We start from the raw sequence: 16,186 nt of genomic DNA on the forward strand, positions 1-16,186 counted from the left end.
TGTTATACTAGGCCAGTCAGATCGGTCGGTGTCGATGACGGTGAGGTTCCACCTGTTCCCATTCCGAACACAGAAGTTAAGCTCACTTGTGCCGAAGATAGTTCGCTGGAAACGGCGCGTGAAAATAGGTAGTCGCCGACTTGAACAGAAAGCCCTGAGATAGATGTCTCAGGGCTTTTTTGAATTTATGCTGGCAGGATTGCAGGGAAAGAAGGAAGAACAAATGAGGAACCATCATATCGACCTTTGCGGACAGATCGATTTCATACGTACGGATGCCATGCCTCTGCTGGCACGGGACGCGCATTTCAGCTTTGCGTGCAATGGCTGTGGCGATTGCTGCCGGGGGCGGGAGGATATCGTGCTGTCGGGCTTTGATCTCTGGCGCATTGCGGCCCGGCTGCGTCTGCCGCCGCAAATGGTGGCGCGGGGGTTCTGCCGGGCAAGCATCGGCACAGTGAGCCATCTGCCGGTGCTGCGGCTGGCCCCGGTGAAAGAAAACCGAAACAATTGTCCTTTCCTCACCGGGAATCACTGCGCCATCCATGATGCTGAGCCGCTGGTGTGTGCACTTTACCCGCTGGCGCAGGAGATCAGCAGGGAAGGGGAGGTGAGCTATTTTCTGCAGCCCACTGCCTGCGGCGGACGGGTGATCGAAGCGAAGGTGGAGGATTACCTGTCCCGCTATGATGTTCCCGCCCGGGAGCAGACGGACGTGCGCTGGGCACTGGGCTGTATGGAGCTGGAAGATGTAGTGGAACAGGCCGAGATGCTGCTCAGCCCGGTGCTGATACGGCGGATGCAGGCGAAACTCTGGCAGGCGCTGTACTTTAACTACGATTACACCCAGCTGTTCCTGCCGCAGTTGGAGCGCAACCTCAATTGGCTGAATGGCAAAATTGTAAAATTGACGGAATATCAGAAGAAACGGAATAGCAAATCAAAATAATCGATAGATATATTTAATACAATCGATAATAAAGGCCGTTTTTGGACAAAAGTGAGTTGTTTTACCGCGAAATGTGTGTTATACTTCACGAATGTAAAGCGAGACTGTACGAGTCCCGCATACAAGACTATGCTTTCTGGCGCGGCACCTGTAGGCCGCGTAAGCAAAGAGATAGAGGAGATAGATCATTATGCGTAAAATCACTCGTCGTTCGTTTCTGGCAGCAGCCGCTGCCTGCGGTGCTGCAGCTGCTCTGACTGCCTGCGGCGGTTCTTCTGCATCTTCTGCAGCTGCTTCTTCTGCCGCCCCTGCATCTTCTGCAGCAGCCTCTGCCGCAGCTGACGGCCAGAAATTCACCATTGGCATCTGCCAGCTGGTGCAGCATGCCGCTCTGGATGCCGCCACTCAGGGCTTTGAAGATGCTTTGACTGCGTCCTTCGGTGAGAATGTTACTTTCGATTTCCAGAACGCACAGGGCGATTCTGCAACCTGCGCTACCATCACCAACGGCTTTGTTTCTGCTGGTGTGGATCTGATTATGGCAAACGCCACTCCTGCCCTGCAGGCTGCACAGTCTGCCACCAACACCATCCCGGTGCTGGGCACCTCTGTTACCGAGTACGGTGTTGCTTTGGGCCTGACCGATTTCGACGGCGTTGTGGGCGGCAATATCTCCGGCACTTCCGATCTGGCCCCGCTGGATCAGCAGGCTGAGATGATCGTGGAGTGGATGCCTGAGGCCAAGAAGGTTGGTCTGCTGTACTGCTCTGCTGAGGCCAACAGCCAGTATCAGGTGGACGAGGTTCAGAAGTATCTGGAGGAAAAGGGTGTCACCGTTACTCAGTACGCTTTCTCTGATTCTAACGACCTGTCCTCTGTCTGCCAGAAGGCTGCGGACGAGAACGATGCTCTGTACGTTCCTACCGATAATACGGTCGCTGCCAACACCGGCATCGTGGACGGTATCTGCCGCCCGGCAAAGAAGCCTGTGTTCGCAGGCGAAGAGGGCATCTGCGCCGGTTGCGGTGTGGCTACCCTTTCCATCAGCTACTACGATCTGGGCTACACCACCGGTGAGATGGCAGTCAAGATCCTGAACGGCGAGGCTGATGTTTCTTCCATGCCCATCGAGTACACCGATGTGACCAAGAAGTACAACAAGGCCATCTGCGACGATCTGGGCCTGACCGTTCCCGATGGCTACGAGGAAATCGAAGGCTAAAGTATTTCGGAAAATAAAATAGAAAATCAGCGGAGAAGGGCTGAAAACGCTCTTCTCCGCTTTCCCGTATTCAAACGGGTGAATAAAAAAGTGTATCAGAATCAGGAGGAATTGTTTTGGACGTTATTGCAAGATTGGCAAATCTGCCGGGCGCTTTGCCGGGTGCCTGCGCACAGGGCCTTATCTGGGGCATCATGGCCATTGGCGTGTATCTGACCTACCGCATTTTGGATGTGGCTGACCTGACTGTGGATGGTTCCTTTGGCACCGGCGGCGCAGTGTGCGTCATGTGCCTGCTGTCCGGCCAGAATGTCTGGGTCTCGCTGTTCGTGGCGCTGTTGGCTGGCTTGCTGGCAGGCTTTGTCACCGGCATCCTGCACACTTTTATGGGAATCCCGGCTATCCTTGCCGGTATCCTGACCCAGCTTTCGCTGTATTCCATCAACCTCAAAATCATGGGCAAGGCCAATCAGGCTATCAATGTGGATAAGTACAGTCTGCTGATCTCCCTGCGCTGGGTCAAGGAATTTGCACTCCATAACCCCATCATCATGGTCATCATCGTTACCGCTGCACTTATCGGCATCCTGTACTGGTTCTTTGGCACCGAGCTGGGCTGCGCCATCCGTGCTACCGGCTCCAACCCCGCAATGTCCCGGGCGCAGGGCATCAACACCAACTTCAATATTGTGCTGGGTCTGGCGGTCTCCAATGGTCTTGTGGCTCTGTCCGGTGCGCTGCTGAGCCAGTATCAGGGCTTTGCAGATGTCGGCATGGGCCGTGGCGCCATCGTCATTGGTCTGGCTGCGGTTATCATCGGCGAGGCACTGTTCAGCCGCATCTTCCACAACTTTGCACTCAAGATGGCTGCCGTTTCTCTGGGTGCCATCATCTACTACATTGTGATCCAGCTGGTGCTGACGCTGGGCTTTGACGCAAACCTGCTCAAGCTGCTGAGCGCCTCCGTGGTGGCAATTTTCCTTGCCGTGCCGTACTGGAAGGGCAAGTACTTCTCGAAGCCGGTGAAGAAGGCAAAGGAGGATGCAAAAAATGCTTGAGATCCAGAACGTTTCCAAGACCTTTAACGCTGGCACGGTCAACCAGAAAACTGCCCTGAACGGCCTGAACCTGAAGCTGAATGAGGGCGATTTTGTCACTGTGATCGGCGGCAATGGTGCGGGCAAATCTACGATGCTCAATGCTGTTGCCGGTGTGTGGCCGGTGGATGAGGGCAAGATCATCATTGATGGTGTGGATGTCACCCGCCTGAGCGAGCATCAGCGCGCAGCCTATATCGGCCGTGTATTTCAGGATCCCATGACCGGCACCGCCGCTACTATGCAGATCGAAGAAAACCTTGCGCTGGCAGCCCGCCGCGGCAAGCCACGTACCCTGCGCATCGGCATCACGAAGGCCGAGCGTGAGCAGTACCGTGAGCTGCTCAAGACCCTTGATCTGGGCCTTGAAAATCGTCTGACCGCCCGTGTAGGCCTGCTTTCCGGCGGTCAGCGTCAGGCACTGACCCTGCTGATGGCTACCATGAACAAGCCCAAGCTGCTGCTACTGGACGAGCACACGGCGGCATTGGACCCCAAGACGGCATTAAAGGTGCTGACCCTATCAGCCAAGATCGTGGAGGAAAACCACCTCACCACCATGATGATCACCCATAACATGAAGGATGCCATCAAGTATGGCAACCGCCTCATCATGATGCACGAGGGCCACATCATCTATGACGTGGCCGGTGAGGAAAAGAAGAATCTGCATGTTTCTGACCTGCTGGCCAAATTCCAGATCGCCAGCGGCGGTGAGTTTGCAAACGACCGCATGATCCTGTCCTGATAAAAATTTCGTTGCCTGCAAAAATCAAAGGACGTCTGCCCTCGGAAAAAACCGAGGACAGGCGTCCTTTTTTCAAATACGGAAAGCACGTTGAGAGGCTTCATAGGTAACCGCCCAGTGAAAGCACGCTCACAGAAAGACAAGAGGCTGTTGCACAAGGATAGTGAACCGCTCCCTGTCAAGTAGACAGACGAAAAAACAAAATGTTTTCTCCAGGATTTCAGAGATGAGATATACAACGGCAACTTTTTCATTGCAAAATGCTTGTTGGGGGACACCAAAACCCGTGAACTGCATCCGCCGGATGCAGGCTGATGTACCGAAAAAACTGGTATAACAAACAAATTTCAACCGAATGATTTGGATAAAATGCGGCTGTTTGGAATTTCTATTTTATTGTTGAACTATTAGTGGTAATATTAATCTATTATAATTGGGTTCGACAAAGTGTATGAGGAGAACTATTATGGGATCACTAACGCATGTATGTGTGTGGTCTTCTAAGGGCTGGACTCATATCGCACCTGAAGAAGTCGCCCGTAGCCATCCGGGAGAATCGGTATCTGCACGCAGTGGGCTTTTTATGTGTGAATTGTGCGGACAATATGCAAAGTCGTATGCAGTTCAGAAGATTTTGAATGTCTGATAAGACAATAGAACTCTATATTATGTAAAGTGTACAGGAGAGTGTGCTCGATGACTGAACAGGAAAAACTCCACCACGCAAAACACTATATTGACAGCCTTGCCAATGGGTTGAATCCACTGGATGGAACACCGATTCCAGAACAGGACATCGTGAATAACGTAAAGATTTCTCGATGCCTGTTCTTTGTATCCGATGTCCTGAGAAAACAGCTTGATGGTCATGAACCTAAAAAGGTGTCCGAGAAGGATAAGAAACTGTTTTACATTACGGAAGAAGAAAAGCTGCAATATGTACCGTCAAAAACACCGATACCTGCCAGTGGAATCAGCTATAAAGTAAATGAGATTCTGGACGAAAAGAAAATGCGGAAGGTATCTTATCGAACCATCACCACGTGGCTGGTAAAAGTTGGACTTATGGAGGAGGAAGATATTTCAGATGGAAAATGTCGCAAGGTTCCAACTGCCAGTGGTATTGCGATGGGAATCACTACTGAAATCCGTACAGGAGTACATGGAGAATATCCGTGCGTTGTCTACGATGAGAATGCACAGGAATTCTTGATAGACAATCTGAATGCAATCATGAATCCAACGGATGATTGAAAAATCCCCAGTCTAAACCGACTAGAATCGGTATAGACTGGGGATTGCTTATCAGATTATCTTAAAATACTTCAATGCTTCCACAATCGCATCCTCTTTATCCTTCGGACACTTAGGTTGCTTTGCATACCATAAAGTTATTCAAATTTTTAGGAAGTGATACTTCCGCTTTTTACCTTCAAAACCGGAAGTAATAGTTCCGGTTTGATGTGATATTGGATGAATCAACGCCGATTTTCATAGAACAAATTTTTCTCCAAGAAAATTTGCTCATTCGGCATCAGCGAGAATACACGGTCAGCGCAATTTTGTGCGGAATATCGGGTTTGGGCGAAGCCCAACAAGTGTTTTGAAGTCGGATTTGTAAAAAATCAGGTTCAAAACTTGCGAGGTGGTACCGGCTTGCCCTGCTTGCTGCGATTGCAAACTCGAAAACTTCCTGAGCAAAAAATAACCGCCAGCTTCAAGGTGAACTTGAAAGCTGACGGTCTGATTTGCAAAATGATTTTCAAATTTGGGAAGCACGTTGAGAGGCTTCATAGCACCCGCAAGCAATGCAGACGTATATACATCTGCTTATTTTGCGTTGCAAAATACTTGTTGGGAACACCCAAACCCTCGAACTGCATCCCGTGGATGCAGGCTGTTTTAAGCAAATAAAAAGGGAAAACTGTTTTACTTCTTGCGGAATTCCCCATACAGCCACTCTGCCAATGCCGACATAATAGCCTTGTACTTGCTGGTATCCTCAAACAAGGAAGAGAAGGTGTCCTGCGCTTCGAGATAGCTGTCCTGTGCGGCGGTGTCAAAGGCTTTGGGGAAGATGCTCTCGGTGAAGATCTGCGGGTCGGAGCTGCGCGCCAGCTTTGCCAGTTTCGGATCGGCCAGCAGACGGTCATGCAGGGCAGTAAGCAGCACCCGGTCGGCGTTGGTGAATTCGCCCTTGAACTTCTCGTTGATCTTCAAAATGATCTCGTCCAGCGGCTCCTTGGGGTCGTGGCCGAGAGCGCCTTTCTGGGTGACCGGCTCGTAGACGCCCTTGGCGTGTTCCAGCTCGATGGTGCCGGCAAAGGTCTTTTGCAGCTTGTAATACTCCAACTGTAATTTGCCCTCCAAGTCCAGCGGAGAGACCTCGTCCGGCGGCAGCAGCTTGAGCAGGTAAGCGCAGAATACGTTCTCCTTGTGCAGCTCTTCATCAAACATCCGCGCCACCTGTGAAACATAGCCGTACCACTTGACAAGGCTGCGCAGCAGGCGGCGGAACTGGTACCGCTCGGCCTGCGTTTTCTGGTTGTAGCGGTCTGCAACCGGCTTCAAGACGCTGCTCATGCGGCCCACGGCGTTTTTATCCTGCTTGGTGCTGCGGAAATACTCCTTGGCAAAGGCTTCCACGTCTGCATCGGAATAAACGGCAAAGCTCCGCAGCTCCTTCTGGGTCTTGTAAATGAGGTCGGTGTTGACTTCCTGCTCCAGAAAAGTCTCCTGATAAAACGGCTGGAATGCCTCCCGGATGTCCTCTGCCTTGTTCACAAAATCCAGCACAAAGGTGTCGGTTTTACCGGGACAGGTACGGTTTAAGCGGGAGAGGGTCTGCACCGCCTTGACGCCCTTCAGCTTTTTGTCCACGATCATGGTGTGGAGCAGCGGTTCGTCAAAACCGGTCTGGTATTTTTCTGCCACGATGAGCACATTGAAGTTGTTGTGGAACTCCTTTTTGGTCTGACTCTCCGCAATGTGGCTGCCGTCGGCGCGGACGTTCAGAGACGGCTCCGTGTACTCCACGCCGCCGTCCGGTACGACACCGGAAAATGCCGCTAAGATCTGCACATCATCATAGCCCTGCTCCGCAATGTAGCGCTTGACCTCGTGGAAGTACCGCACCGCCGCTAATCGGGAGGAGGTGACTACCATCATCTTGCCCCGCCCGCCGATCTTGTGGCTGGTGGTCTCCCGGAAGGTCTCTACAATGATCTTTGCCTTCTGGCTGATGTTGTAGGGGTGCAGTTCCTCGTACTTGCGGATAAGCTTTGCCGCCCGGCTGGCAGGCAGGTCGGGGTTGTCCGGGATGGTCTTGGCGATCTTGAAGCAGGTGGAATAGGTCATGTAGTTTTGCAGCACATCCAGAATGAACCCTTCTTCAATAGCCTGCCGCATACTGTAAATGTGGAAAGGGTGGTGGCTGCCGTCCGGGTACTCGGTGCCGAACAGTTCCAGCGTGGCGGCTTTTGGGGTGGCGGTAAAGGCAAAGAAGGACAGGTTCTTGTGCCGCCCGTGGGAGGTCAGTTCCTTCACCAGCGCATCCTCCGGGTCGATCTCGTCCTCCGCTTTGCCTTCCAACTCGGCATATTCCCGCAGCGCATCCTCGGTGTCGGCAAGGGCGGCTTTCAGCTTCAAAGCAGAGGTGCCGGTCTGGGAGGAGTGCGCTTCGTCGATGATAACGGCATAGTTCTTCCCGGCGGTCTTGTTTACCTCAGTATAGATGACCGGGAACTTTTGCAGCGTGGTGATGATGATGCGTGCGCCGTTGTTGATGGCATCCCGCAGGTCGCCGGAGTTTTTGTCCTCGCCGATGGCCTCCACCGCACCCAGCGTGTGGTCGAAGCCGGAGATGGTCTCCTGCAGCTGTGCGTCCAGCACGGTGCGGTCAGTCACCACGATGACGCTGGCAAACACCGGCTTGTTCTCGGTGTTGAACAGGGAAGCCAGCCGGTACGCCGTCCATGCAATGGAGTTGGACTTGCCCGACCCGGCGCTGTGCTGGATGAGATAGTGCTGCCCGGCACCCTTCTGCCGCACATCTGCCACCAGCTTGCGCACCACGTCCAGCTGGTGATACCGGGGAAAAATCAGTTTTTTTCCGTCCTGCAGGCTCATAAACTTTTGCAGGATGTCCATCATGCTGTCCTTCTGGAACACTTCTTCCCAGAGGTAGGCGGTAAGGTAGCCGTTGGGGTTGGGCGGGTTGCCTGCACCGCCGTCCCGCCCGGCACCGTTAGAGCCCTGATTGAAGGGCAGAAAGCGGGTGTCCTTACCCGCCAGCCGGGTGGCCATCCACACCTCGGTCAGGTCTACGCAAAAATAGCCCAGAATGCGCTTATTGAACTGGAAACACACCTCCCGGGGGTCCCGGTCGTGCATCCACTGCTGTTTGGCGTTCTCCACGGTCTGCCCGGTGAACTGGTTCTTCAGCTCAAAGGCGAACACCGGGATGCCGTTTACCGCCAACACCATGTCCACCGAGTTGTGGGCGGTGTCGGAGTAGAACCACTGCCGGTTGCAGGTGATCTCGTTTTGGGCGTAGCGCTGGGCGTCCTTCTGGTTCAGCGCAGATTCCGGCTGAAAATAGCACACCCGGAACCGCCGTCCCCGGTGCTTGAACCCATACCGCAGCACCGAAAGCAGCCCGTCCGCATCGCAGGCATTGTTAAAGGCCGTGCAGAACTTCCGCACCGGGTTTACCGGGTTCTGCTTTTCAAAAAATGCCCACTCGTTGGGCTGGGTCTTTTGCACAAAGCGGATGAGGGTATCCACAAACAGCCCCAGCTTGGGGTCGTAGCAATCTCCGTTGCGGGTGTAGCCCCCGGCAGGGGAGAGCAGCGCCGCCGCAATGTCCGATTCAAACTGCTTTTCGGTGGTGTTGAGGGGCATGGTTAGACCTCCTTGTTTTATCGCCATAAAAAATGTCTGGAGCAAAGTTGCTCTAAGTCTTTGTCATTAATTCCGATGCTATGAAGAATCATACAGTAAATCAAACCAATCAGATAAAGAGCAGTTATTACAAGACGTTCATCCAAAACTTCTTGTGTGCCATGAGTGGTTTTGTTGCGGTATACAATTAAATTTTCCACGTCATCTGTTGTTGGCTTGAAATCGAGTTTGTCAAATAATCTTGAAAGGATATCCTGATATTTGGAATAGAAAATGCAAATCTTATCAGCATCTGCGAGTGTCATATGTTTGAGTGTGCCGCAAATCATATCGTTTGTCTTTTTTGAAAATTTACCATTCTTTGATTGGAAGTCCTTGGCAGTTTTTTGTAATTCTTTTATAAGAGAGTTGAGACGCTGTTCTTCTTGAATGTATTCACTGCTTTTATCATCAGGTTTTGCAGCAGAAACATTGTTTCCTCTTATGCGTGCAATTTCACATTCCAGGCAAGTTACAACGCCTTTGACCATATCATTGGTCATTCGACCAAGGTCGGCATCATTCTCTGGAATGAAATTCATAAAGGAAAAAGGATTGTTTGTCTGTTCACAGTAAATTAACTCGATTAAAGATGAAAGAGTGACATCTAAATCGTTAAAGCAAATATTGTTGAATGGCTTTTTCTGAGTTACAACAGAAGGACTTTTTGAATAAACTAAAGCGGTATCCATCAAAACATCAGAAGGCGCTGTCTTTTCTTGTAGGGCGATTTCGTTAAAATCGACATTTTGCCGGAACGTCATAAAAGACAATAGTGTTTTGATTTTTTCAATATGAACTGGAACCTCTCCGAAGGAGATCGGCTCTGAAAATTGAAGCGTTAAATAACGTGTACGACCGATAAGTTCAACGTGGGTTGAGTTGTAGGTTTCATTAGATTGGTTGCCGGATTTGACTGTAATGTAAAGACCCTCATACTTGAAGGAAAAAGAGAGGGGTAACTGTGGAGGAATCACTTGAATGGCTCTGCCTACAAATTCGTATGGACTATCCGGTGAAAAGGACAGTGCGTCCAACGTTCCGCTTCTGAACTCAATGGCATCGATTTTATTCCAATTACAAGGACCGAGATTTCCTTTTTGAATAGCATAAATATTAGAATGAAAATTTGCAACAGTTCTGATGGCGGGTATTATGCGATTTCCACAATAAATCGCAATGTCGTTGCCATCATGTGTTGTTCCATGAAAATATTTATCTTCCTGTGCTAATTTTGCAAAATCTTCAGTGTTACTGGAAGTGGCCTTGAAGGGAACACTGTTCATAATACGAAAGTCAAAATTATCTTCGTAAAATGTTGCACTACCTTGCTCACAATCAAGAATGCCAGACCGTGGAGAAATTTCATCCTTCATAAATTTACACCTCCCTCTTTCCCGTTACAACCTCATAAATCAAACTTTTCTTGTAGCTTTCCAGCTCTTTTACCAGCTGCTCCTTCTTTGCAATCAGCTTGTCAATTTCGGCGCACTTGGCGTCAAGGTAGTCGGTGATTTCTTTTTGTTCATCTAGTGGAGGAATGAGTATTTTCATTCGTGCGACAACGTCTTGACTGATATTGGGGTCTTTTCTTGTTCCAACAGCATATTTCATCCAATATGATTTTAGTGCAAGCAACTGCATTAGCAGAAAAATGGGAGAAACAATTTCGCGATTGCAGACGATGGAGCAAACAGCCTGATTTGTTGCACAATCTGACATGAGTAGACCACATTTTCCGATTGTTCCAGCACCACCGTACATGGCAACACAAACTGTACCTTTAGGCATAATAGAGCAAGCAGATGAGGCTAAAGCCAATTCAGTTATTTTCTCTGAACTATCATAAACTAAGCCATCATTCAAATCAAGTGTACGAACCCATCTGATAGCGGCATCATCAAAAAAAGAAGCTTCTTTACTTCTTAGTGGCGTGGCACCACTGGAAGTTTGACCTATGCTTCCAATTTTAGCGACACCCCAATAGTGTGGAACTAGACCAGCCCATTCAACTCCACTATCCTTCATCTCCCGCTCACCACGCACGCCTTTGGTAACAGCCTGCGTAATAACAGCTTGCTTGAGCTTTTTGTATTCCTCAATGCTGGAACGAGTTTCAGAAATAAGGGAATCAATCTTAGCAGAAGTGGCATCAAGATAAAGTGCTATCCTATCTTGTTCAATGCGTGGGGGAACAGGAACACAAATGTTTTTGATAAAATCAGTATTGGCTCGGGGCATTTTAGTCCCGTATGTAGATTTTGTGACATGATCAATAAATGTAGGCGAAATTAAAAGATTCCAAAAGTATCGGATGTTCACAGAACTTGAAAAATTCAAAATGCAAAATTCACTTGAACAGCAACCATCGTTAGAAGCACAAAAAACTTTGGCAAGGTAGGGCCTTAATTTGCCAAAGAGAATATTGTTTTCGAAAAAGGCCAAGGCCTGAGATTTGTCATATTGAGAATCCGATGAAACATACTTTCCGGTCCAACTTTCGATATTCTCAAGTCCAATATACGGAGAATCTGTGCGAGCATTCTTTTCTATAGGAAAAGTGGATAAATATTTGAGTTTTGTGACTTCCCACCCCTCTGGAATCTCCCCAATCCATTCAATGCCGCTGTCTTTCATTTTCCGTGCCATGGTCAGCCCTCCTTGTGGAACAGCTCTGCCAGCCCGGCGGAGATGTCCTGTTCCAGTGCGGTGATGCGCGCCACGATATCCTCCACGGCTTCCGGTGCCTGATACTCATAGAAATAGCGGGTCATGGGGATCTCGTAGCCCACCTTGGTCTTGCTGTGGTCGATCCATGCGTCGGGGGCGTAGGGCAGAACTTCCCGGGCAAAGTAGGTGTCAATATCCTGCACCAGCGGTACGTTTTCGGTGTCCCGCAGGCTGGTGTCCGGCACAGGCTTGCCACGCTTCAGGATAACGTTGCCCGCCTCGTCCCGCTGGGGTCGCTCCACCACGATCTTGTTGTAGCCGAACTCCACGCTCTCGAACACCTTGCTCTCGCAGTAGATGCCGTTTTTGTCGCCGTACACCTTGCCGTTGGCAAACTCGCCGTAGGCGGTGACGATCAGTTCCCGGCAGGCATCGGTGATGTCGTTGCGCTTGGTGCCGATGCTCTTGCGGCGTGGCTCAAAGCAGTGGCTGGCGTCAATGAGCTGCACCTTGCCCGCACGGTGGGCGGGCTTATCCTTGCTGAGCACCCAGATGTAGGTGGAGATGCCGGTGTTCATGAACATATCGGTGGAAAGCTGGATGATGCAGTCCAGCCAGTCGTTTTCCAGAATATACTGCCGGATGTTGCTGGGCCCGCTGCCGGCGTCGCCGCTGAACAGGGGAGAGCCGTTCTGGATAATGGCCATTTTGCCCTTGTTTGCCAGCTTGGCAAGGCCATTCAGCACAAAAAGCTGCTGACCATCGCTGATCTTGGGCAGACCGGGGGCAAAACGCCCCATCTCGCCCCGGGCAGCCTCGGCTTCCACCGCCTTCTGCTCCCGCTTCCAGTCAATGCCGAAGGGCGGGTTGGAGATGATGTACTGGAAGGTGAACCCGGGGAACTGATCCTCTGACAGGGTATCACCGAACCGCATATTGTTAGGGTCGCCGCCGCGGATCATCATGTCTGCCTTGGCGATGGCAAAGGTGGAGGGATTGAACTCCTGCCCGAAGCAGGTCACCTCAATGTCGCTGTTCAGCTCGTGGATGCGCTCCTCCATGCAGCTCAGCATCTGGCTGGTGCCCATGGCCATATCGTAAACGGTCATGCTGCTGGTATCGAGGTCGGCTTCGGACAGCAGCAGGTCGGTCATCAGGTAGATGATATCCCGGCTGGTGAAGTGGGCTCCGGCTTCCTCGCCAAAGCTCTCGGAGAACCGCCGCACCAGGTCCTCAAAGATGTAGCCGCAGTCCACGGCACTGATCTTGTCCGGGCCAAGATATCCCTTCTCAGAGCCGAACTCCTTGATGACGAGGTAGAGGGTGTTGCTCTCTACCATCCGCTTGATGATGTTGTCAAAGTCGAACTTTGCCAGCACGTCCTGTGCGTTGGCAGAGAAACCGGACAGGTAATCCCGGAAGTTGGACTCAATGTTGTCCGGGTCTGCCAGCAGGGTCTCGAAGGTGAAACGGCTGGTGTTGTAGAACTGGTAGCCGGAGGCTTTCTGCAAAAAGCCATCGATGACCTGCAGTTTTTTCACTTTCTCGTAGGTGTCCAGCACTGCCTGATGGGTGGGCAGCAGGCAGTCGTGAAACCGCTTCACCACGGTCATGGGCAGAATGACCAGACCGTACTCGTGGGGCTTGAACGGCCCACGCAGCATATCGGCTACGTTCCAGATCATGGCGGCTTTTTCGGCAATGTTGGCACCTACGGCGGTGATCTTATCGTTTGGCATACGTTGCTCCTTGTTTTTTGTGATAGGTGGACATCCTGATTTTACAACAATGGGTGTCCCATAAAGTGGACGGAAGATTGCTTTTCCTGAAAAATGATTCTTGCATCTATTGTACCACGATAAAAGTGGAAACACCATATTCCGGCAAAAGAAAATGCCCGCCTGAAAATCAGACGGGCAAACTGTAAATCATATCATCTGAAAATGCTTCAATGCTTCCACAATTGCATCTTCTTTCTCCTTTGGACACTGGGGCTGCTTTGTATTTTCGGACTTCGCCTTGTGGTGGTTCTCCCGTACCTCCAGACCGCATTTCTGCTTGACCTGCGAGATATACAGGGAAGAAACCTTCAGCCCAGTCTGTTCCAACACACGTGCCTTGATTTCAGGATAGGTCGCACCCTTTTGCAATCCTGAAGTGTCCATACCCTCCAAAGAGAACTCTACACGGACTTTTTTGGAGTCGATCTCACCCTTGGAAAGTGCAATGACACATTCGCAATGCTTCGTCCTTGGAAACAGATCCACAGGCTGCACTTTCTCTGCGTGATACCCATTTTGTTCCAACCATGCGGCGTCCCGGGCGGCGGTGGCGGGGTTGCAGCTGACGTAGACCACCCGGCGGGGGGCCATGCGTACCACGGCAGAAAGGGTGGCCTCGTCGCAGCCTTTGCGGGGCGGATCCAGCATCACGACATCCGGGTGCAGGCCCTCGGCGGCCAGCTGTGCGGCCGCCTGCCCGGCATCAGCGCAGAAGAAACGGCTCTTGGCAGAAACCGCTGTACCCATGCGGGCGGCATTGGCCTTGGCACTCTCGATGGCTTCGGGTACGATCTCCACGCCCACCAGCTCACGGCAGTGGTCTGCCATGGAAAGGCCGATGGTGCCCATGCCGCAGTAGAGATCCAGCAAAAGATCATCCGGTGTCAGCTGGGCGTATTCGGCAGCGATGCCGTAGAGCTGCTCAGCGGCAAGCGTGTTTACCTGATAAAACGAAAGCGGGCCAAGCTGCACCGGGACGCCGCAGAGGGTGTCTTCAATATACCCTTGTCCATACAGTGTGTGAGTCTCGGAACCAAGGATGACATTGGTGTTTTTTGCGTTGACATTCAGCAGGATGGTGACAATGTCCGGAAACGCCTCCTTCAGCCGGGTGCACAGCTCGTCGGCTGAAGGAATCTTCGCACGAGTGGATACCAGACACACCATGATTTGTCCGCTGTGTGCACCACGCCGCAGGAAGATATGCCGTACAAGGCCCTTGCCGGTCTCCTCATTGTAGGGCTGGATGCCTTTTTCTGCAAAGAATGCGCACAGTGTGTTGCCGATCTCATTCAGTATGCCGGGCTGCAGGCGGCAGTCCGGACAGGGAACGATACGGTGGGTACGCCCGGCATAAAAACCAATGCAGGGGCGGCCGGCTTTGTCTGTTCCGACCGGAAACTGGACTTTGTTGCGGTATCGGTCGATCTCCGGGGAGTCTACGATGGGAAGGACCGGAACATCCAGCCCGCCGATGCGTGCAAAGGCGTCTGCAACATTCTCCTGCTTGGCGCGGAGCTCGGCGCCATAGTCCAGATGTCGCAGGCTGCAGCCGCCGCAGGGACCGGCCACAGCACAGTCCACCGGGATGCGATCCGGCGAGGGCGTGAGCACCTCGTCCAGAATGCCGAAAGCGTAGCGCTTGCAGTCCTTGACGATGCGTACCCGGGCTTCATCGCCGGGCGCTGCACCGGGAATGAACACGGTCTCACCCTCCGGGCTGTGGGCGACACCGCTGCCATCGCTGGACAGGCGCTCCACCTGCAGAGTGAGAACTTGATTTTTCTGTAAGGGCATGAAGGGTCTCCTTTACTGGTGGTCGGTGCCGTCGGCAGGGGCATCTGCCTGTGCCGCAAAATACTTGCTGGGCGGCACGCCCTTGGCACGCTTGAATACCCGCGAAAAATAGAACTGGTCGAAGAAGCCTACCGAAACAGCGACCTCTGCAATGGACAGATTGCCTGCACGCAGCAGCTTGCAGGCTTCGTTGATACGGTACTCGGTAAGGTAATCGATGGGGCTCTTGCCTACATTCAACATGAACACACGATAAAGATGGCTGCGGGATACGCCTACACTTTTTGCCACATCGTCGATGGAGATATCGTGAGAATAATTGAATTGGATATACTTGATTGCATTGAGCACATACTGGCTGGAAGAAGAAGCCGTATGAGGCTTGCCGACGCTGGTCTCCTTCATCAGGGAAGCGATGAACAGGTACAGATATCCCACCATGGCGGCTTCGTCCTGCGGCTGCAGCCCACGAGAGGAATAAATGTTGGCCAGTGCGGTACGCATTCCCTCCGGATCCTGCGTGTGATGCACAGGCGAGTCATCGGTAAAAGGCAGCTGTGCAGTCAGTTTATGGGCACATGCGCCATTAAAACCGACCCAGCTGTACTCCCACGGCTGCTGCTCATCGGCTGTGTAACGGATGAGCTGGCTGGGCCGTGCAAAGAACAGATCCCCCGGGCTCACTTCCCAGGTGCGGCCGCCCACCTCGAATACACCCTTGCCGGAAAGCACCAGATGGATCAGGTAATGATCCCGGATGCCGGGGCCCCAGGTCTGCCCCGGAGCACAGCGTTCGATACCGCAGTTGAAAATGGACAGCTCAATATTGTTGGTATAATTTTGCTTGAAGGATTGCTTGTATACGTCCGCCATAGCCGCGTTTCCTCCACTTTGTCATATTGCAGGCAGTTTTCTGCCCGACATTAAGATAAGTATACCACACATCTGCCTGCAAGTTCAACAAAAGTACATCTTATTCTT

Annotated in this window: 12 protein-coding genes and 1 rRNA gene; 6 read left to right on the forward strand and 7 right to left on the reverse strand. The window is 51.8% G+C overall.

From position 1 onward, the window contains the following. The first annotated feature begins 24 nt into the window (after positions 1-24). The 6 genes from rrf to ACKXF9_RS09045 all read left to right on the forward strand — a co-directional run bounded on the left by rrf (position 25) and on the right by ACKXF9_RS09045 (position 5,270). Positions 25-141: ribosomal RNA gene (gene rrf / locus ACKXF9_RS09020) — 5S ribosomal RNA — on the forward strand. Positions 142-223: 82 nt separating this feature from the next. Continuing rightward, positions 224-949, forward strand: a complete 726-nt coding sequence (locus tag ACKXF9_RS09025) for a YkgJ family cysteine cluster protein (protein ID WP_418265949.1) — start codon at positions 224-226, stop codon at positions 947-949. 190 nt (positions 950-1,139) lie between these two features. Then, positions 1,140-2,171 (forward strand): ABC transporter substrate-binding protein, encoded by a 1,032-nt coding sequence (locus ACKXF9_RS09030; RefSeq protein ID WP_418265950.1) that lies wholly within the window; start codon positions 1,140-1,142, stop codon positions 2,169-2,171. Positions 2,172-2,287: 116 nt separating this feature from the next. Next, complete coding sequence (locus ACKXF9_RS09035; protein WP_418265951.1) at positions 2,288-3,229, forward strand: ABC transporter permease; 942 nt, start codon at positions 2,288-2,290, stop codon at positions 3,227-3,229. Continuing rightward, positions 3,222-4,016: an ABC transporter ATP-binding protein gene (locus ACKXF9_RS09040; protein WP_249236877.1), complete on the forward strand. Its 795-nt coding sequence runs from the start codon at positions 3,222-3,224 to the stop codon at positions 4,014-4,016. Before ACKXF9_RS09035 ends, ACKXF9_RS09040 begins: the two co-directional genes overlap by 8 nt. Positions 4,017-4,712: 696 nt before the next feature. Then, positions 4,713-5,270 (forward strand): hypothetical protein, encoded by a 558-nt coding sequence (locus tag ACKXF9_RS09045; RefSeq protein WP_418265952.1) that lies wholly within the window; start codon positions 4,713-4,715, stop codon positions 5,268-5,270. A 297-nt stretch (positions 5,271-5,567) separates the two neighbouring features. Here ACKXF9_RS09045 and ACKXF9_RS09050 read toward each other — a convergent pair whose 3' ends face one another. From ACKXF9_RS09050 to ACKXF9_RS09080, 7 genes are all read right to left on the reverse strand, one after another. After that, complete coding sequence (locus ACKXF9_RS09050) at positions 5,568-5,810, reverse strand: hypothetical protein (RefSeq protein ID WP_418265953.1); 243 nt, start codon at positions 5,808-5,810, stop codon at positions 5,568-5,570. A 135-nt stretch (positions 5,811-5,945) separates the two neighbouring features. Continuing rightward, positions 5,946-8,918 carry a type I restriction endonuclease subunit R gene (locus tag ACKXF9_RS09055; protein ID WP_418265954.1) on the reverse strand — a complete coding sequence of 991 codons (2,973 nt, stop codon included), beginning with the start codon at positions 8,916-8,918 and terminating at the stop codon, positions 5,946-5,948. Positions 8,919-8,935: 17 nt separating this feature from the next. Continuing rightward, on the reverse strand, positions 8,936-10,333 hold the full coding sequence (locus tag ACKXF9_RS09060) for a hypothetical protein (RefSeq protein ID WP_418265955.1): 1,398 nt from the start codon (positions 10,331-10,333) through the stop codon (positions 8,936-8,938). 4 nt (positions 10,334-10,337) lie between these two features. Further along, positions 10,338-11,606 carry a restriction endonuclease subunit S gene (locus ACKXF9_RS09065; RefSeq protein WP_418265956.1) on the reverse strand — a complete coding sequence of 423 codons (1,269 nt, stop codon included), beginning with the start codon at positions 11,604-11,606 and terminating at the stop codon, positions 10,338-10,340. Between the two features lie 2 nt (positions 11,607-11,608). Continuing rightward, positions 11,609-13,366, reverse strand: coding sequence for a type I restriction-modification system subunit M (locus ACKXF9_RS09070; protein ID WP_418265957.1), 1,758 nt, complete (start codon positions 13,364-13,366; stop codon positions 11,609-11,611). A 189-nt stretch (positions 13,367-13,555) separates the two neighbouring features. Then, the gene (rlmD, locus tag ACKXF9_RS09075) at positions 13,556-15,205 is read right to left on the reverse strand and encodes a 23S rRNA (uracil(1939)-C(5))-methyltransferase RlmD (RefSeq protein WP_418265958.1); all 1,650 of its coding nucleotides are present in this window, start codon (positions 15,203-15,205) and stop codon (positions 13,556-13,558) included. 12 nt (positions 15,206-15,217) lie between these two features. Then, positions 15,218-16,078, reverse strand: coding sequence for an AraC family transcriptional regulator (locus ACKXF9_RS09080; RefSeq protein WP_249236835.1), 861 nt, complete (start codon positions 16,076-16,078; stop codon positions 15,218-15,220). Positions 16,079-16,186: the final 108 nt, after the last annotated feature.

It is taken from the genome of Faecalibacterium sp. 9 (genome assembly GCF_048320955.1).
GTDB classification, from domain to species: Bacteria; Bacillota; Clostridia; order Oscillospirales; family Ruminococcaceae; genus Faecalibacterium; species Faecalibacterium wellingii.